General features: G+C 27.3%; 21 protein-coding genes and 1 tRNA gene. 17 read left to right on the top strand and 5 right to left on the bottom strand.

Annotated elements, in window-relative coordinates; genetic code table 4:
• Positions 1 to 30: 30 nt before the first annotated feature.
• A tRNA-Arg gene (locus ACMZI9_RS00315) sits at positions 31 to 107 on the bottom strand.
• A gap of 129 nt (positions 108 to 236) precedes the next feature.
• Here ACMZI9_RS00315 and ACMZI9_RS00310 point away from each other — a divergent pair.
• Entirely contained in the window at positions 237 to 1,094 is an 858-nt protein-coding gene (locus ACMZI9_RS00310) for an MAGa3780 family membrane protein (protein ID WP_416099020.1), read from the top strand.
• 457 nt (positions 1,095 to 1,551) lie between these two features.
• On the top strand, positions 1,552 to 1,890 hold the full coding sequence (locus tag ACMZI9_RS00305) for a hypothetical protein (protein ID WP_416099019.1): 339 nt from the start codon (positions 1,552 to 1,554) through the stop codon (positions 1,888 to 1,890).
• Positions 1,891 to 2,510: 620 nt separating this feature from the next.
• Here the strand turns inward: ACMZI9_RS00305 and ACMZI9_RS00300 are convergent.
• A complete protein-coding gene (locus ACMZI9_RS00300) occupies positions 2,511 to 2,870 on the bottom strand; it encodes a hypothetical protein (protein ID WP_323188561.1) in 360 nt (119 codons plus the stop codon).
• A gap of 433 nt (positions 2,871 to 3,303) precedes the next feature.
• On the bottom strand, positions 3,304 to 4,491 hold the full coding sequence (locus tag ACMZI9_RS00295; RefSeq protein WP_257089628.1) for a phosphopentomutase: 1,188 nt from the start codon (positions 4,489 to 4,491) through the stop codon (positions 3,304 to 3,306).
• Positions 4,492 to 4,658: 167 nt separating this feature from the next.
• On the opposite strand from ACMZI9_RS00295, the gene ACMZI9_RS00290 reads away from it, so the two are divergent.
• From ACMZI9_RS00290 to ACMZI9_RS00235, 12 genes are all read left to right on the top strand, one after another.
• Positions 4,659 to 5,870 carry a hypothetical protein gene (locus ACMZI9_RS00290; protein ID WP_416099018.1) on the top strand — a complete coding sequence of 404 codons (1,212 nt, stop codon included), beginning with the start codon at positions 4,659 to 4,661 and terminating at the stop codon, positions 5,868 to 5,870.
• Between the two features lie 486 nt (positions 5,871 to 6,356).
• Positions 6,357 to 6,791, top strand: a complete 435-nt coding sequence (locus tag ACMZI9_RS00285; RefSeq protein WP_257089633.1) for a division/cell wall cluster transcriptional repressor MraZ — start codon at positions 6,357 to 6,359, stop codon at positions 6,789 to 6,791.
• On the top strand, positions 6,778 to 7,686 hold the full coding sequence (gene rsmH, locus ACMZI9_RS00280) for a 16S rRNA (cytosine(1402)-N(4))-methyltransferase RsmH (RefSeq protein ID WP_416099017.1): 909 nt from the start codon (positions 6,778 to 6,780) through the stop codon (positions 7,684 to 7,686). The genes ACMZI9_RS00285 and rsmH overlap by 14 nt, the downstream gene beginning before the upstream one ends.
• 10 nt (positions 7,687 to 7,696) lie before the next feature.
• A complete protein-coding gene (locus ACMZI9_RS00275; protein ID WP_416099016.1) occupies positions 7,697 to 8,914 on the top strand; it encodes an MAG3720 family protein in 1,218 nt (405 codons plus the stop codon).
• An 11-nt stretch (positions 8,915 to 8,925) separates the two neighbouring features.
• Positions 8,926 to 10,185, top strand: a complete 1,260-nt coding sequence (locus ACMZI9_RS00270) for a cell division protein FtsZ (RefSeq protein WP_416099015.1) — start codon at positions 8,926 to 8,928, stop codon at positions 10,183 to 10,185.
• 265 nt (positions 10,186 to 10,450) lie between these two features.
• On the top strand, positions 10,451 to 10,690 hold the full coding sequence (locus ACMZI9_RS00265) for a hypothetical protein (RefSeq protein WP_416099014.1): 240 nt from the start codon (positions 10,451 to 10,453) through the stop codon (positions 10,688 to 10,690).
• The gene (locus ACMZI9_RS00260; RefSeq protein WP_257089643.1) at positions 10,690 to 11,280 is read left to right on the top strand and encodes a diadenylate cyclase; all 591 of its coding nucleotides are present in this window, start codon (positions 10,690 to 10,692) and stop codon (positions 11,278 to 11,280) included. The genes ACMZI9_RS00265 and ACMZI9_RS00260 overlap by 1 nt, the downstream gene beginning before the upstream one ends.
• A 1-nt stretch (position 11,281) precedes the next feature.
• The gene (gene mgtE, locus ACMZI9_RS00255) at positions 11,282 to 12,751 is read left to right on the top strand and encodes a magnesium transporter (protein WP_416099013.1); all 1,470 of its coding nucleotides are present in this window, start codon (positions 11,282 to 11,284) and stop codon (positions 12,749 to 12,751) included.
• A 9-nt stretch (positions 12,752 to 12,760) separates the two neighbouring features.
• Entirely contained in the window at positions 12,761 to 13,093 is a 333-nt protein-coding gene (locus tag ACMZI9_RS00250; RefSeq protein ID WP_323176433.1) for a hypothetical protein, read from the top strand.
• Positions 13,094 to 13,105: 12 nt separating this feature from the next.
• The gene (locus ACMZI9_RS00245; protein ID WP_323176432.1) at positions 13,106 to 13,678 is read left to right on the top strand and encodes an MHJ_0274 family protein; all 573 of its coding nucleotides are present in this window, start codon (positions 13,106 to 13,108) and stop codon (positions 13,676 to 13,678) included.
• The gene (gene pgsA, locus ACMZI9_RS00240; RefSeq protein WP_323176431.1) at positions 13,650 to 14,474 is read left to right on the top strand and encodes a CDP-diacylglycerol--glycerol-3-phosphate 3-phosphatidyltransferase; all 825 of its coding nucleotides are present in this window, start codon (positions 13,650 to 13,652) and stop codon (positions 14,472 to 14,474) included. The genes ACMZI9_RS00245 and pgsA overlap by 29 nt, the downstream gene beginning before the upstream one ends.
• A gap of 108 nt (positions 14,475 to 14,582) precedes the next feature.
• A complete protein-coding gene (locus ACMZI9_RS00235; protein ID WP_416099011.1) occupies positions 14,583 to 15,323 on the top strand; it encodes a hypothetical protein in 741 nt (246 codons plus the stop codon).
• A gap of 14 nt (positions 15,324 to 15,337) precedes the next feature.
• Here ACMZI9_RS00235 and rlmD read toward each other — a convergent pair whose 3' ends face one another.
• Both rlmD and rsmD read right to left on the bottom strand, forming a co-directional pair.
• Positions 15,338 to 16,666 (bottom strand): 23S rRNA (uracil(1939)-C(5))-methyltransferase RlmD, encoded by a 1,329-nt coding sequence (gene rlmD / locus ACMZI9_RS00230; RefSeq protein ID WP_323176429.1) that lies wholly within the window; start codon positions 16,664 to 16,666, stop codon positions 15,338 to 15,340.
• The gene (gene rsmD / locus ACMZI9_RS00225) at positions 16,654 to 17,196 is read right to left on the bottom strand and encodes a 16S rRNA (guanine(966)-N(2))-methyltransferase RsmD (RefSeq protein ID WP_323176428.1); all 543 of its coding nucleotides are present in this window, start codon (positions 17,194 to 17,196) and stop codon (positions 16,654 to 16,656) included. The genes rlmD and rsmD overlap by 13 nt, the downstream gene beginning before the upstream one ends.
• A 71-nt stretch (positions 17,197 to 17,267) precedes the next feature.
• Between rsmD and trmB the strand changes: the two genes are divergently transcribed.
• The 3 genes from trmB (at position 17,268) to ACMZI9_RS00210 (ending at position 19,301) form a co-directional block, all read left to right on the top strand.
• Complete coding sequence (trmB, locus tag ACMZI9_RS00220; protein ID WP_416099010.1) at positions 17,268 to 17,879, top strand: tRNA (guanosine(46)-N7)-methyltransferase TrmB; 612 nt, start codon at positions 17,268 to 17,270, stop codon at positions 17,877 to 17,879.
• Positions 17,880 to 18,223: 344 nt separating this feature from the next.
• A complete protein-coding gene (locus tag ACMZI9_RS00215; RefSeq protein WP_416099009.1) occupies positions 18,224 to 18,448 on the top strand; it encodes a hypothetical protein in 225 nt (74 codons plus the stop codon).
• A gap of 553 nt (positions 18,449 to 19,001) precedes the next feature.
• Positions 19,002 to 19,301 (top strand): hypothetical protein, encoded by a 300-nt coding sequence (locus ACMZI9_RS00210; RefSeq protein WP_416099008.1) that lies wholly within the window; start codon positions 19,002 to 19,004, stop codon positions 19,299 to 19,301.
• The last annotated feature ends 21 nt before the right edge of the window (positions 19,302 to 19,322 follow it).

Genomic DNA, 19,322 nt, shown 5'->3' with positions numbered 1-19,322 from the left:
TTATAAGGGTCAAAAAAGGTATAAAAAAAATGGCGATCACGAGAGGATTCGAACCTCCGACCACAAGCTTAGAAGGCTCGTGCTCTATCCAGCTGAGCTACGCGACCACGCTAAAACTATTTTACATTATTTTTGTTAATTCAAAGAATAAAAATTTAATTTTATTTATCAAATTAAGATCATAAGAAAGACAAAATAAATCTAAGTTGTCTTTCTTATTTTTATATAATGAAACTATGAAAATAATAAAAACAATAAAAGAGAATTTTTCTTCTCTAACAATAAGACAAAAAATATCATTCTTTTTAGCAATTGGTATTGTATTTGTTGTCATATTAGCAACGCTGATAAACTGACATTTAACTTCAACAAGAATTTCACAAGAATTAACAACTTTATCAGATGAAGCTAAATCTGAACTCTTAAATAGATCAAGTATTCACGGTTACAAAATGCTTCAATCATTTTGAAGAGTTAATTTAACATTTACGTGGCTTAGTAATACATTTTTAGCAATATCTGCAGTTATATTTGCATTAAAAATGAAAAATCATAAAGTACAACAAACTTTCTTCTTGTCAATTATTTACATTTCAATTACATTCTTAATATATTGAACATTAATCTTTGTGCCTGAATTAAAAGAATTTAAACCACTTTACTTTTTTAACACATTCATTATTCATGCAGTGTCACCAATTTTAGGATTTGTGATTTTAATCATAAATCGTAAAGAAATTCAAATTTCAAAGAGAACCGTTTATTTAAGTGTTATAACAATGTTAGGTTACTACTTCTTTGCTTTAATCACATTCTTCATGTCAACACCAATTTATGATCAACTTAAAGATGTTGAGCTTAAGAATGGAAATAGATTGACAAAAGAACTTGATATGACTATATATGGTTTCTTAAACTTCCGTGAACCTTTATTTTATAAAGGTGGAAATGTATCTATTGTATGTTTATTAAACTTAGTTATTTTTGGAGTTGGATTTGTTTTAACTCCAGCAATAGGTTATTTATGAGTGAAGACATTGAGAATTAAATTTGCAACCAAAACATCTCAAAAAGTAGATTGAATTAGACGTTAACAGTATCTGAAACATCACAAATTTATATGTGATGTTTTTATTTTTGAGACTTGCATTAAGTAATAAAAGAAAAAAATAGATAATTTTGTTAAATTCTCTATTTAATTATTTTATTTACTAAATTGATTATATTTTACCAATCCTCTTCGATAAGTTAACATTACAGCAGCTTCAGGACAAAATGGAATGAAAAAGCTAACTATGTATAAAGCAAAGATTTCATTACCAACATTCTCGAATCTAACGCATGCAATAATTATAAGTATTTTTGTTATTTGCAAAATCGTTAAAATTTCATATATAAAATAGAAAAAATTCGCAGTATTCTAATTTATTAGTAATAATTAGTTTATTTATAGAAAAACAAAGAATCAAAAATAGAGAGTATTTTACTGCTCTCTATTTTTGATATTAAGTTTATAAATTTTAATATTAATATTGCTTTTTAGCAATGGCTATGATTGAACCGATGAATGAAAGCAATAGTAAAAGAGGGGGTATACATACACCAATAGTGTATAACACCATAGTTGCTTTATTTCATTCAGAAATTCTAACTGCATCTACAATGCACATAACAAATAATGAAAACGCCATAGCTGCAGCAGGTAATAGAGTTAAGGTTACATTAGCTTTAATAATGATAAGCGGTAACTGACCTCCAGAACTATTGGTATCACTGAATAGAACAGCAGCAAAAGTAGATATTAATCCATATGCTATAAAAAATACCATTGTTAAAATGGATAAAACTAATATTGGAATTGATAAAAAATTCTTCTGCATATTGAAGTAACCCTTTTTATAAAGTTTGTTTAAATAGAAACTTTTAGATTTAGAAGGAGTAAAACTAATTATTTATTATTGAATCACTTAAAACATTGAACTAAATTACATACATCTATCCTTAAATATAATAAATATTGAATTTAATAATCATACATAACGAAAAGAAATTACTGATTATTGTACATTAGAAGTAACTTTTCGAAACATTACATTATTGAATTTATAATGAAGTTATTATTTTTTTAATTACTGTGATTGTTAGATAACACTACCATCATAAAAACGAATCAATAAAATATTAAAAAGAACAAATGGTAATTTATTGTAAGTAATAAACTAGAAAAATCTTGGTATTATGATAGATATTAGAATATTATTTTTAATTGTTTTATTCCTCCCACTACTTATTCTAAAAAAAAAAAAAAAAAAAGCAAAGAGAAAGTTAAAAAACTTTGATTTAATGTGAAAAAATGTGAAAAATTTACACTTTTTGCTATGAATTACATAAATTTGAATCAATTCCTTAGTTTTTAATGTGGATTTTCTAATTTTGAAAACAGTTATATTAAAAAATAGAGAACTTTTGTATTATTCTCTATTTTTCTATTTGATTTTATAAATTTAATATTAGTATAATTTTTTGTGAATAGCCATACCTGCTGCAATTAAAGTACAAATTGGGACGAAAAATCCAACGATATATAAAGCCATAATTGTTTTATTTTCATCCTTAATTCTAACAGCAGCAATGATTTGCATAATAAATAAAGCTAAACCAATTGCGCTCATTAAAAGTGAAACAAGGATCACACCTACACTGGCACCAACAAATCCAACAGTGGCTGGATCTTCAAGGCCAGCACCAGTTGATGAAGCTGTAGCTACAGCTACACCTGCTGATACAAGTAATCCCATTAAAACAAAGATTAAAATTTGAAATAAAATTGATAATACTAATATAGGTACTGATAAAAATTTCTTTTGCATATTTTTTAATCCTTTTGTGTAATTTTTAAATTTAAATATTAACATTTAGAAAGAATGAAATTATTTTAGCTCAATTGATTACTTGTGAAACTTAGAAAAATATTTATATTCAATTAGTTGAGATTAACTTTAATAATTAATAATTGTTAGATTAATTAATTAGATGTGCGTTTAATGAAAATCAGTTTTTTAAATCTAAACAAAATGAATAATTGAGTTGTGGAGAATGGAATGTTGTATTCTTGTGTATTTTTTGGTCTTATGAACTAAATAATTTCACCCTTTCTAACCCTTATTCTAAAAAAAAAAAAAAAAGGAAAGAAAAACATAAAAAACTGCAATTTAGTGTGAAAAATTTACACATTTAGTTGTAATTTAGATAAATTTTGAAACAAAAAAACATCAAGCATAAGCTTGATGAGTTGAATAAATACTATACTAATTTGTCGAAAATATCTTCACCTGTTTCAGTAACAATATCAACACCAAAGTTTCTAGCAACAATGTTTCCTGTTGTTCCTAACCCTTCAAGAACTGGTAACACTTTTGGTGATTTGAATGATTTAGAGTAAACTGTAAGTGGTAAGTATTCTCTTGTGTGGTTGAACCCAGGGTAAAGAGGGTCGTTTCCGTGGTCACTTGTCATGATTAATAAATCATCTTCTTTAAGAACGTTGATTAATTTTCCTAATTTAACGTCTAAGTCAGCAATGTTTTGTGCGTATCCACGAACATTTCTTCTGTGTCCAAAGTGTGAGTCGAATTGAACTAAGTTTGTGAAGATAAATTGATTTTCTCCATCTTGCATAGCTAATTCGATTGTAGCATCCATTCCTTTTTCATCTGAACCAGATGGAATGTGTCTTGAGATACCTTGTCCAACGAAAATGTCGTTAATTTTACCGATAGAAATAACTTCAACACCTGCTTTTTGTAATTCATTTAAAATCATTTCACGTGGTTGGTTTGCATAGTCATGTCTGTTGAATGTTCTTGTGTAGTTACCCTCTTCTCCAATGTATGGACGAGCAATAATTCTACCTACGTTTCATTCTGGACGTGATGAACAAATTTCACGTGCAGCTTTTGCATATTTGTATAAGTTATCTAAACCTGTTCATTCTTCATGAGCACAAATTTGAAGAACTGAGTCATTTGATGTATAAACAATGATTGCTCCACGTTCTTTTTCTTCATGTGCTAATTCATTAATAATATCTGTTCCTGACGCAGCTTTGTTTCCAACAATTGGACGTCCATCAAATGCTTTTGATAATTCGTCGATTAATTCTTGTGGGAATCCGTTTTCTGCAAATGTAGGGAATGGAACTAATGTTTTAATTCCCATCATTTCTCAGTGTCCTGCTAATGTATCTTTAGCATTTGAAACTTCTTGGATTTTAGCAACATAACCCATTTGGTTTTTTTGTCTGTAGTCACCATTTAAGTCTGTAATGTTTCCAATACCTAATTTTCTTCAAGTGTCAATTTTAAATTCATCAACCATTGATGCAGATCTAATTGAGTTTGCACCATCATCTCCAAAACGTTTTTGATCTTTATCTGGTCCAATTCCTAAACCATCTGTAACAATCATAAAAACACGTTTAAATTTAGCCATATTTAATCTCCTTATATAAAAAACTGTAATAATGAAATATGCTTATATTTTATTCCTTTTTTAATTTTATTTATCTAATTTATTTTACTTAAATCATATTTTTAATATTAGCAACCAAAACTTTAATTTATTTAAATTAAATTTCAAATAATATACAATTTAAAATTATGTTAAAAAAGAAAAATAAATTATTTTTATCATTATTAGCAACCCCAGTTGTTGCTTTTCCTATTGTTGCATCAGTTTCTTGTGGTTCAGTAGATGACTTTGAATATCAAGTTTCTAGATTTGATGAACTTGCAAAATATCTTGAAAATAAAGTGAATAATGAAAACCAAACTGAGTTATTCTACTTACTAAAAGCTGTGCAAAATGCAAATGATTCATATAAAGTTGTTAAAGAAAGATTAGCTAAAAAAAGAGATGAGGGTGAAACGTTTGCTGCTATTGAATATGAAAAATGAACAGCTACAATTAAAGCTAAAATTAATCAAATTAACGTACAAGCAGATCTTTTTGGAAAGCAACCAACTTTAGCAAGATCTGATGAATTTCCTGTTCTAGGACTTTATTTATATATTTACGGTATAAATCCAAGAGAATGAAACTATGTTACTGAAGTTAGTGATTTAATAAATGAATATGTAAATACAAATATCCAAAGTTCAAAAGCATCAGAGTTAATTAATAACATTGCAAATAACCTTTATGTTGTTTCTAAATTTTTAAATAATCAAGAGAACATTGATGCAGTTTTTACTAATAACCCTGAAAACAAAGCTCAATTTGATCAAATTAATGAAGAAATTAGGCAAAAGAAATATTCACACAAAATTCTTAAAGACTTACAAAAGAAAGATGAACAAGAAAAATTTAATGAATACAACAATATGTTATTAAGTCAAGCTAATTTGTATTCAGCTTCATTAATTAATAATCCAAAAGAGGCTGAATATGCACCTATGATTGAAAAGATCAAATTCATTCTGAACTACAACTTAAATATGATTTCAGTCGTAAATTATTCAATTAATGATATTGTTAGAAAAATTTATTCTTCATTCTACAAGACGTATGAATTCAATGAGTTGTTAGATGGTGAACATACAAATATGATCAAGGATAACATCATCAAAAAACCTTTAGATAAATACAGGGAAATGAGTGTTCAATTATCTAAAGTTTCAATTAAAGAGATTGATTTAACTCCATACTATGATGGCAGAATCGATTTTGAAACTAATGAATATGTTCATCAAATAGATAATTACTTAGATAACAAAATCAATGAATTAGTTGCAAAAAGAGAAGAAGAGGAACGTAAAAAGCAACGAGCTTCAAACTCATCTTCAAACGAAATAACTGCTCCAGCAAATTAATAATAATTCAAAGTCCTGCTCAATTTTATTGCGCAGGTTTTTTATTAAAAAATACCACCTTAAACTTTTTCAAATAGTTATTTATGATTCATTTAAAGCAAGTTAAATTCATTGAGAAAAATCGAGCAAATTATCAGAATTTTTTCAATTTTTTCATGAAAATAACAACTTATTATTAAGCTGAATATTTTTTTCTTAAAGTTTCTCTCACTAATTATTTAAATATTTGTAAATTTTGACTAATTTTCATCAATTTTCTCTCAATTAATTTAATCTATTAAATTAGTAAAAAATGGAAAAAGTGTATTTTTCTGCATAAAAACTATCAAAAATTCAAAAAAATCAGATTTTGAGTAAGTCTGATTTTTTTTGAATTTTTCACATTTATGAAAAATCTAAAAAATTTTGCTAAAAAAATAAATATTTTTTAAATGCTTGTCTAATTTGGTGTAGAATTATGGTGGATAGTGGGAGGAAGTGGTAAATATGTACGGCGAATACTCAAGAAACATAGATGATAAGAACCGTGTGGTCATTCCACCGGTCTTCAGAGATGAACTCGGTTCGAAAGTTTTTGTTACCATCGGTTTTGATGGTAATGCTGAAATTAGATCAATCGAAGAATACAAAGCTTACATCAGAATGATTGAAGAAAATAATCGTTTTGATAGAAATGCACGTATTCTCGCAAGATACATTTTAGGAAACACTTACGAAATCGACCTTGATAATCAAAACCGTATCTCATTACCAAAAATTATCATTGACAAACTATCCATCAAAAAAGAAGTTATTTTCATTGGTGTAGGTTCAATTGCTGAACTATGATCAAAAGAAAAATACGATGAATTCAACAATCAATACTCTCTTGATGATATAGCAAATATCGCTCAAACTCTTTCAGGTCATGGAACAAAGTAAATTACATTATTCAGTTCTATTAAAGGAAACAGTAGATTCGCTGGATATAAAACCAGATGGAATTTATGTTGATTTAACTGTAGGAATGGGTGGTCACTCATCAGAGATATTAAAAAAACTTACAACAGGTCACTTATATGCTTTTGATAAAGATGATTATGCTTTAGAACAATCAAAAGCAAGACTTGAAAAAATAAGTAATAATTTCACACTTATTAAAAGTGACTTTAAAGATTTTGTTTCAAAATTACACGAACAAAATGTCTTTAAAGTCAATGGGATTATTGCTGACTTAGGAATTTCATCACCACAAATTGATCAAGCAGAACGTGGATTCTCATATAACAAGGATGCAAAACTTGATATGCGTATGAATCAAGCGCAAGAACTTGATGCTTATTATGTAGTTAACTACTATGATGAAGATAAATTGGCTGATATATTATGAAAATACGCTGATGTAAAACTTAATAAAAAAGTTGCGAAGGCCATTTGTAATAATCGTCCAATTAATACTACATTAGAGTTAGTTAATGTCATAAAAAATGCATATCCAGCTGCATTACTTAGAGAAAAAAATCCAGCTAAAGCAATTTTTCAAGCAATCAGAATTGAAGTTAACAATGAACTTGATTCATTAAAAAAATTACTTGAAAATGCACTTGGTATGTTAGATTCAAATGGAACTTTAAGCATTATTACATTCCATTCTATCGAAGATAAAATGGTAAAAAATGCATTTGCAGAAGTTACCAAATCTAAAATACCATCAAAAATGCCAATTCAAGAACAAAAAGAATTTATAACTAAATCAATCAAAGCTTCTAAACAAGAAATTGAAGAAAACAATAGATCAAGAAGTGCAAAACTAAGAATTATTAAAAAATTAAAATAAAGGAGTAATTATGAGCAAGTACATAGCAAACTATCATATAACAGATACAAATGCAGAATTTGTACTTGTTAAATATCAAAATGATAATTACTTCAATGTTTTAAGTCGTACTTCAGAATATAACTCATTTGACATTATAACTTTTGACGCATGATATCAGCAAGCCGCTGTAGCAACAAAAACAGTTGTAAATGATAGTGAGCTAGAGTTAAATGTAATTTTTGATGACAATTTATTTGAAAACTTATCATTTTCTAGATTTATCAATCAATTAGATAATAACAACAATCTAATTAACTCTTCAGAGGTTGAAAAATCACTTGAAAACTTAATGCAAAAACACATTAAATTCTCAAACTTAGAGAATTTCATCACTTCACCAACAATTAACTGAACAACAGTTAAAGGTGATATTAGCAAAGAATATGCAAATGTACCTACAGATAGAGAGTACACAAAAATCAGTCAATTATTTTCATTATTTGACACAGGTTTAGATAGAACAAACTTAGAAATATTAAAAGAAATGTTCACTAAACCTTATTCAGAAACAAACTTAAAAGTTACTTTCTATCTTAAGTCACAATTAGTTGCAAGTAAAATTACAGATACAGCTGTTCAAAGTATTGCTGTAGACTTAAACAAAAATTATTTATCACTTTTTGTAGTTAAAAATGGAAAAATTTTCAACTACAAAAAATATGACAATATTTCATTAAATTACTTAGTTAATAAATTAGCAAATCATCTTAAGGTAAATAATCAACTAGTTGCCAATATGATTGATTACCACACAAGATTAGATGAATTTTCAAATGGATTTGATGAAGATGCTGAAGTTTACAAATTTGTTGTAGCAAAATACAATGAATTTAAAAAACACTTATCAAACTTAGTTTTAGATTTTTACAATCTAAATAGAAAACATTTAGATTTACCAAACTTAAAAAGCTTAATTGTAAATTCAGAAAATGAATTTATCGCAAATGATTTAAAAGAATCATTTAGCAACAATTTCAATCAGCTACGTGTTCAAAATTTATTAGCTGACAATGTTTTTACTTTATTTACTTTAGAAAACAAATTAATTCAGCAAGCTATTTTACAAAGTAACAATATGCTTATTGAAAAAGATCAAAACAACACTATTATTAGTAGAATAGATTATTCAAGATCAAAAAGAAATATCTTTGCAAGAATTTTTACAAACCTTTTTAACCATAAATAAGGAGTTAAAAAATGGATCAATTAACCCAAAATAGTCCATATAAAAAATGAGAGAACTTTAAGATCACCATCATTGGCGTTGGTGGCGCAGGAAATAATGCAGTAAATATGATGATTGATGAAAATTTGCCAAACATCAATTACATAGCTGCAAACACAGATTCTCAAGCATTAGAATACAGTAAATGCGAAAATAAATTAACTCTTGGAAAAAGTAACAATGGTTTTGGTGCCGGTTCAAATCCAGAACTTGGATTAGAACTTGCTAAAGAAAGTATTGAAGATATTAAAGAAAAATTAAGCGGTTCAAAAATTGTAATAGTAACTGCTGGATTTGGTGGTGGAACAGGTACTGGAGCAGCACCATTAATTGCCCAAATTGCCAAGGAGCAAGGTGCATTAGTATTAGGTATCATTTCTACACCATTCACATATGAAGGTAAAGCAAGAAATAAAATAGCTACAAATGGTATTGAAAATCTTAAACAAAATACAGACGCATATTTAGTTTTATCAAACCAAAAAATTTCAGAATTGAACCCTTCAGTTCCGAGTGCAGACTTATACAGATTAGCTAACGTAAGTTTAAAAAATATTGTAGTTGCAATTAATGACATTTTAAACAAAGTAGGATTTATCAACATTGACTTTGCTGATTTTAAAAATGCATTGACAAATTCAGGTAAATCAATCATTAACGTTACACAAGGTTCAGGAGAATCAAAAGTTTCAAAAGCACTTAACAAGCTTTTTGAACCAAACTATTATGATTATCCATTATTTGCACCTTCGAGATTATTAATTAACTTGCAATATGATCAGACTACAACATCAGCTCAAATTCAAGAAGCAATCATGGGTGTTTACAAAAAACTAAACATTGATGAAGCTAATGAATCAGAAGCTATCAAGATAGGTCAAGAAATTATCAATACACCACACAATGCAGGATTTTTCAAAATCACTGTAATCGGCTCAGGTGAAGATGAGCAAGTTGACAAAAACATCTATGTGCAAGAAGAAAAAGTTGAAGTTATAGAACAAATCAATGAGTTAGAAGGCATCAAAGAAGACACAATTATTCTTGAAGATGTCCAAGGTATTATTGAACAAGAAATCAAGTTACAAACTCAAGATACAGAAATTCTTAAAGTTGAAGAAGATGCTGCAGATGCATCAAAAGAAAATCCTTCTATAGAATTATTAAACTACTTCAATATTCCAAACGAAAACGAAGTAGATGATTCAAAAACAAAGGTATGATTTAATTAAAATAATCGATGTCTTTGAAGAATATTTTAATCACAAAATTATGCTAATTTTTCTCAGTTCTAAAGAACTGTTTTTTTATGCAATTTTTGCAATTGCATAATTTAAAATTAGCTAATTTAGCTGATATTAAAATCAAAAATTAATTTGCTAATCAACTAAAAACACTTTCTGCAATGCTTATTTAACTAGTTTAAAAATTTTATTTTTAAAAAAAACAATTTAAAATTATATAAATTAAAAAAGTAAATATAAAAAAGGAGTCAATATGGATAAGAAAACTAAAGAAAAAAGAAAATTCATTGACTTAATTGAATTTAGAAAAAATGAGATAAATAACGCTCGTGTTAAAGCACAAGCAGAAAAAGAAGCATTAGAACACAGAAAATCACAAAAAGCTCTTCCTTGATACAAAAAAGATTTAACTTTTAACATTCTTGGAATAGTTTTCACATTACTTGTAATGGTGCTAATCATCCTAATCGCATATTTTGTTAAAGGTGCATAATGAATGTTGTTGCAATCATTTCATTAGTTATAGGTTGCTTAACTTTTATAGCAATCCTAGGGCTTTTAGGTTACTTCTTAAAACCAATGATTTCTACATTTGTTGGAAATAAAATCAGAAAATCAAAATATGAAAAATTAGGAAAAAGTAGTCAAATTCGTTTAATTAACCAATTAAGAGAAACAGTTGATTACTTATCAAAAAACAAAATTGGTGCTCTTATTACGATTGAAAACAATGATAACATTGATAACTTAAGAACTGATGGTGTTGTTGTTAACGCAAACATTTCAAGTAGTTTGCTTATTTCGATTTTTAACAAAACATCTCCATTGCATGATGGAGCTGTAGTTATTAGAGATAACAAAATCTACTATGCAGCTACATTTTACAAAATCACAAAAAGAAGTTTTGAAGCTAACTATGGTTCAAGACACAGAGCTGCTTTAGGAATTTCTGAACAATCAGATGCAACTACGATTGTAGTTTCAGAAGAAAACGGACAAATTAAAATCATCAAAAACGGAGCAATGATAGATACTGAATTAGATCATTTCCAAGAAGATTTAATTAAGTACTTAAGTGAGTAATATGAACTTCACAGAAGAACAAAAATTAGAGTTAATACAAAATTTAAAAACTCTCATTGCTGCTAAAAAAATTAAAGACGTTAGATTGTTGCTTGAAAAATATCCTCTTGCAGACTTTGCTGAGGCACTTGGTGAATTAACAATCAATGAGCAACTTTACATTTTAAGGGTGCTTAAAACTAAAGATGCTGCTGACGTTTTTGCTTATTTAGATGATGATACAAAAGTTAATTTAGCTCAATCATTCACTCAAGATTGAGGTATGGAAGTTTTACAAGAACTTCAAACTGACGAGTTAGCCGACGTTCTTGAAGAATTACCAGCTAACATTACAAAATACATTTTGTCTAAAACAGATGCAGAAAAAAGACAAAAATTAAATAACATTTTATCTTACGATGACGATAGCATCGGAAGTATTATGAGCGTTGATATGTCTGTTCTTAAATCTGATTGAACAGTCAAAAAAGCTATTTCAAAAATCAAAAAAGACTATAGAAGCAACATTGAACTTACACACAATTTCTATGTTGTAGATGATCAAAAGAAATTACTTGGAGACATCACACTTGAAGAATTAGTCTTTGCAGATGATGAAAAAGAAACTTTAGATGAACTTTACAACGTTGTTACAACAGTTCATCCAAATGATAAAAAAGAAAATGCAGCTAACATATTTGCTGACCACGATAGATCAACATTGCCAGTAACTACAGCTGATGGATACCTTATCGGTATGATTACAGCTGACGATGTTATCGATGTTATTCAAGATTCAGCAACAGAGGATATGTATAAGCTTGCTGGGATTAACCCTGAAGCTGCTGAAGAAAGTTATCTTAAAACAACAATTATGCAAATTGTTAAATCTCGTGTTTTATGATTAATTATCTTAATGATTTCAGCTACTTTATCTCAATTTATTATTCAAAAATTCACTGACGTTTCTGAAGGATTTGTTAACGGAATTAATGTTGCAATTTCTTCTGCTATCTTAGTTGGACTTATTCCGATTATTTCAGGAGCTGCTGGAAATGCAGGTTCTCAATCTTCCACAACAATTACTCGTGCAGCTTCTTTAGGTGAAATTGGAACTAAAGATATGTGAAAAGTAGTTGGTCGTGAAGTATCCATTGGTGCTATTATTGGTGCGATTATGTTCGTAGTCAATGTAGCCAGACTTTATATTTACTTTGCAATTCCATCATTTAGAGAAAGTGATGGTAAAACAGCAAGTTGAGGAGTTCTTTCATTTGTTATTTTAGCAAGCTCATTATCACTATTTTTTGTAGTTATCTTTGCTAAATTCTTAGGAACAATTATTCCTCTTGTAGCTATTAAATTTAAAAAAGACCCAGCTGTTATGTCTGCTCCAATTTTAGCGACATTATCAGATGCTTTATCAACGTTGATTTTCTTCGGTCTTAACATTTTAGTTCTTTTCATAGCACACAGTGCTCATTGAATTTAAGGAGAATTTATGCAACATGAAACAATTGATATTGAAAAAATCGTTTTATTAGCAGAAAACTATGTTAATGCTAAAAAAGAAGCAAATGAAAACTTAAAATTAATCAAAGAAGAACTAAAGGATGTAGACATTGAAATTTCAAGAACACTATCAACTGGTGGAAAAATTTCATACGTACTATATCAACCTGCTAATTCATTTGACTACAGAGGATATGGAAACTTCTTACATCAATCGATGTTAGAAGGAAGAACTTTTACACCTGAAGAATTAGATGATTTAATCAAAGAATACGTAGTAGCAAAAGAACCTAAATGAAAATTAAAAATAACTACAAAATAGAAAGGAGATGTTATGCCTGATAATAAATTAAATATAGCAATTTGAGTTATCCTTGGTGTTGTTTTACTTGCTTTAGCATCATACATCTTATACCAGTTCATTAAGGACAAAATTGCAAAGAAAAAACAAAGACAAGCGCACTTTGAATTTACACAAGAAGCAATCGTGTATGTTTATGAACTTAACGTTATGGTTAACAAATTAATCAAACTTAACAAAGTAAAACACGATGAATTTGTACCATCAATTGGTGAATACACAATGTCAGAAATTAACAATAACACTAGAAATATTCTTGTTAAAGTGTTTAAATCACCTGAATTTAGAGAATTCTTATTCAAAAACCCTGCTCACGAAATTTTTATTAAAAACTTAGAACAACTTAGAGATTGCAATTCCAACTTATGAGCTAAAAAAATCCCTAACGTTTTAGAATACTTTAATACAAACCAAGAAAAAGCTTTTGCAGAAGTTAAAAAATACAATGAAGCTTCAATTAATCAAATTTATAAAGAAGAAGCTGAATTACACAACAAAATGGAGGAGATTTTTAAAAATGAGTTCAACAAAGGAAAAGAAAATTAAAAAAGTAAAAGTTGTAAAAGAAAAGAAAAAAATCAGTTTACCAAACTTACTTACATTAATTAGAATCATTTTAGTTGTTCCAATGCTTCTATTAATGTCAATTAGCATTTTATTAATTTACTTAGGAACAAACCAAGCTGGTGCATCATATTTTGCATTAGAAAATTCAGCAAATTCAGGTAGCGTTCTAGGTTACAAAATTGCACTTACAATTATTAATTTATTAATCCTTGCAATTTTTATTGGAGCTATGGTCACAGACTACTTTGATGGAGCAATTGCAAGAAAACGTAATTTAGTATCTGTGTTTGGAAAAGTTTGAGATCCAATTGCAGATAAACTAATGGTTAACTTAACACTTGTTTATTTAGCTGTAATTAATGTTTTACCTTTCTGAGCTATGGCACTTTTCTTATTAAGAGATATTATTGTAGATGGTGTTAGAGTATTTTTAGCATCAAAAGGACACGATGTATCGGCAGGTAAATGAGGAAAAATTAAAACATTTGTTTTAGCTATTGGACTTACAATCACATTAGTTGTTACAGTTGGATTGCATTATGCAAGATTAAATGCAACATCACATCAACAAATTGTTAGATACATTTTAAACATCCCAATTTACGTAGCTTTAGTATTTGCGATTCTTTCAGGAATTTTCTATGTAAGAAAAGCATTTAAAGCTGTTAAATTAGTTACAACGACAGAAACGGTTACAACTACACAAACAAAAGTGGTTGAAGAAAAACAACCAGAACAAATTGAACAATCAAAAAAAGAAGTAAATAAACAATAATTTAATTTAAATAAAACTCAAATCAAATACCAGTAAACATATTAAGGATTTACAGTGGAATTTATATTAACAAAGAAATTTTTATGAGAACTATTTGTTGCAGAGTTTTTGGCAGTTACATTTCTATCAACTATGTCACTGCTACTAACTTATGTAGGCAAAAAATATGCTAAATTAAAATTTATATTTCCATTTACATATGGTTTAGCTACATTCACTGCAGGATTGCTTTCATACTTTATTCTCAGAGGACTTGTTTACCAATTTGAAAATGATTTATACAATGACATTAGTAAAAACGTTCCTCCTGTTATAAACCCAGTTGTATCTCTTTTTTATGTTTTTATTTACTTATTTAACAAAAACTTAAATAATAAAACAATATTATTCCTCAACTTATTCTTGCTATTTTTAGCACATATACTTGCTTCGATATTTTCAGGAAACATCTGAGGCTTAATATCAAGAAAATATAAGAAACTTCAAGTTTCAAATATGAATAAGACTTCAATCAAGACTTATTCAACTTTCAAAGATGTAACACAAATCATTATATTTGCATCAGTCTTATTTACTATTCAACATACAATAACAGAAAACTTAAACTCATATGTTATGGCTGATACAATAGGTGGATTAACAACATATGTAGCACTTTTAGCTTGTGCACTAGTTTTTAAGGAATTTTCATTCCCAACAAACATCTATGTTTGTGCCGGTTCATTCTTTGCTTCATTGCACACAAACAAAAAGATTTGGCATAAAAACTTATTGTATACAGGAATAGTCGCTTCAACATATATTCTTATTTCAATGATACTTTCAGGAATATATGCAATCGCAAAATAAAAATAGTCGCAAGACTATTTTTTTTCGATGAAAACAAGTGCCTCAATATGCGGCGTATTAGGAAACATATCAAAACCTTGAATGTAAGTTATTTTATAAGAATTAGCTTCTAAAATTAATTGTAAATCTCTTGTTAATGTCTTAACATCACAAGACATATAAACAATATTTTTGATTTGTTTTTCAATTATTCAATCAATGAATTCTTTACTTATTCCACTACGTGGTGGGTCTAAAATTAAAATGCTGTCCTTTAGATTAGAAACATTCTTAGTGAAATAAACATCAGAAGATATTGTTTTATATTCACCACTAACAGAGTTTAAAAGTTTGTTATTATTTGCGTTTTTAATTGCACTTGAGACAATATCAGAACCATATACATAATTATTTTTGTTAGCAACAATTTGACCAATTGTACCAACTCCACAATATGCATCTAAAATAGTTTTAATATTGTTTTTGCTATTTACATACTCTTTTATCTTAGTGAACATCATTGATGCAACAATATCGTTTACTTGAAAGAAAGATTGAATGCTACAAATGAACTCTTTATCATTCAACTGCATTTTGAATTGCTCTTTTTCAAATAAGACTTGTACACTATGCTTTTTCTTGATACTTAGTGAAATAACTTGTGTAATTTCATTAAGCAATTTAACTAATTTATTAGGTAAATCATAATCAGTGTGAATTGATAAACAAACATCAATTTGATTTTTTGAATTTGCTCTTAATGTGATTTTTTCAAACATTTTCAAGTTTTTTAATTTGCTAGTGTTTTCCAGAAATGTTTGAATTGTATCTAAAATATGACTGATTGTTTCTTTTATGATTGGTTTAACTAAGAATAAATTATTAGCGTCTGTTATTTCATTAGACTTTTGATTGATTTCATTGATAGTCAACTTATTATTTTGAACGCTTAATTTATAAGAAACTTTATTTCTATATTCAAATTGAATTAGAGATTGAGTAAATTGAGAATAAACTTCATTTAAATTTATGTTTTGCAAGTTTCTTTTAAGTAAATTATAGAAATAGTTATTTTTAAATTTAATTTGAGCAGGATATTTTAAAGTGACTAATGGTGCTGATGGAGTTCATTGAAATTCAGAGTTTCTATCATCAGAAAAAGTTAAATGTTTAACAATGCATCCAAATGCATAATTTTTATATAAGTTTGTTATCTTGATAATTGCTTCTTCATTAGGTAATAAATCACTTATGAAAATAGGAAAGTTATTTTCATCTCTATAAACACCATAACCTTCGTAACTAATTTCACTGCATTTAACTTTTAACTCTTGTCGTAAGGTATATTTGTTTATTTTAGACATATTTTTAAGATATAAACCTTTCCATATTGTTTTTCTTTATAAACTTGTAAATTGTCAGGTAAGACAATTAAATTAGGTTTATCAGTTTCTAAAATAATTTCGCCATTTTCATTTAGTAAACTTCTTTGCGAAATTGTTAAAAGTGAATTATTAACTAATTCATATTCAGCAAATGGAGCATCGATAAAGATAAAATCATAAGTTTTACTTGTCTTACTTAAAAAATGTAAAGCATCATCATTAAATAAACTTATTTGATTATCTGTTTTAGTTTTAGCAACATTTGCTTTAGTTACAGTAAAAACTTGTCTTTGTTTTTCAACTGCATCAACGTGTTTTGCACCTCTGCTGATAGCTTCAATAGCTCAAGCTCCTGAACCTGAAAACAAGTCTAAACAAGTTGTGTCTTCAATTTCAAATTGAATTGATGAAAAGACAGCTTCTCTGACTTTATCTCCTGTAGGTCTAGTGAATTTTGAATCCGGTTGTTCTATTATTAAGTGACGTAATTTACCTGCTATTATTCTCATTTTAGCTCCTTATAAAAATTCTTTTTAACTATTCATATAGCGATTTTTAAATTATACATTATAATAAAACCATGAGATTGAGATATGATAAAAATGCTGAAGCAAATTTAGCAAATTCTGACTTTTTAATTAAAGAATTTCCAGTTAACTTGAAAGAAAATAATGTTTTAGAAATTGGAGCAGGTAAAGGTGAAATGATTGCTCAATTAGCTCTTCAAAATCCTAATATTACATATTATGCTTTTGAAAAATATCCAACAGTAGCTAATAAAATTCTTAAGAAGATTAATGAACTTAATTTAAAAAATCTTTTCATTATCACTAAAGATGCAAGTAATTTAACCGAATTATTTACAGGTAAAATAGACACAATTTGATTAACTTTTTCAGATCCGTGACCTAAAAAAGCTCACGAAAAAAGAAGATTAACATACAAAACATTTTTAGACCAATACAAACAATTATTATCTGAAAAAGGTTGCTTATACTTTAAAACCGATAATGATAAGTTATTTGAATTTTCAATAGAATCATTGAATAAAAATAATTGAAATATCATTGATATGACAACTGATTTACATTCATCAAAGTATAATGGAACTAATGTTCAAACAGGATATGAGCAAAAATGATCTTCACTTGGTAAAAACATTAATTTCTTAATCGCTAAGCCAAATAAATAATGTTTAAAATTATGAATACTATAATAGTATTCATTTTTTATTATTTTATTAAAGTAAGCTTTTTAGTTTTGTAATTTAAATGCATAAGTAATTTAAATTAAATTAGAGTTATTGATGAAGAATAATAGAAGAACAGCAAATAAAAAATAAAATTACATTTTTAATCAAGGTTAATGACAATGAATTCTACAGAGATGACAATAATTCTTATTTTTTGAATTATTTTTGGAATTTCTTTATCGTGACATAGTCAAAGATTTTTTTTCAAAAATAGAAAAGGGTTATTGCTTTAGGAATATAATTTTAATAATAAATAGATAATTACTATTAAAAAAGAGGTAGAAGTGAAAAATAATTTACTTAATGCAACAATGTTATTTTCTTCAGTAACAAATGTTAATATTTCTGGAGAAAATTCAACAACATTAAATCAAATAGATATGAAAGCTGTTGAGAGGTTAAATAATGAAGTTCTTAAAAAATCAGGTTTAATGAAAGTGTATGACAAGAGAAATGGTTGATATATTAAAACACTACCTAACAATAATAAAATTGATAACTTAGGTTAAAATGGACTTAATAGGGATTTGAACAATTTTTATTCTATGAATTGTTATTGGGGTTTTATTAACTCTATCTTCACTGATTTTATTTTACTGTTTCTATTTACCAATAGGTAGAAATTTTAGCAAAGTTGAGAACTGCAGGTGAAAGCAATTAAAATATTGAAATCGCAATAATGCAACAATTAATAAAAAGTATTTAGATGGTTTTATAGCATTAAAAACCTTATACAAAAGATGTGAAACATCATTGTCAATTCTTTCGTTTTTCAGCTTAATTTATTTTCTAATCTCTTTATCATTCTTTTTTGCATGAATCTATCCTCCTAGTAATTTTCTTAAAAAAGAGGAAGCAGATATCGGTTTTCCATTTCCTCTTGTATGGTTTGTTGTGTCATCTATACCATTCGGAAGTTGTTTCAGTATCTCTAGAAAACGTTATTTTTTCATAAAATATTCTAGTTATTGAAATGATTTTTTAAAACAAATAACCAATAATTTTAAAGATATAAATTGAACTTATGAATGTGAGTTATTCAAAAAAGATAACAATTTAAAAATGAAAGATAAAGTTGATATCAAATTAGAGAAGTTAAAAATAATTCCATCATGAGATGTGGATCTAAGTGATAGTAATTTTGAAAATAAAAAGAAAACCAAGAAAAAGTATTTTTACATAAATAATACGTGACGCATTTATAAGAAAGCAGAAGACATGGGTTATTTCTTGTATAACTTTGATGACATTGAAGAATTTGTAGGAAATAAAAATAAAGAAATTTATAAATATATCTACTATTACTACATTAATGAAATTGAACAAAAGCGCAATAAAAAATCAAAGAGAAAATCTAATTAAATTTGACTTTAAGCACCACAC

The sequence above is a fragment of the Mycoplasma sp. 4079 genome (assembly GCF_047785185.1).
In the GTDB taxonomy this organism is placed as follows: Bacteria; Bacillota_I; Bacilli_A; order Mycoplasmatales; family Metamycoplasmataceae; genus Mycoplasmopsis.
The sequence above is the reverse complement of the archived record's forward strand: the minus strand, read 5'-3'. Positions and strand labels throughout refer to the sequence as shown.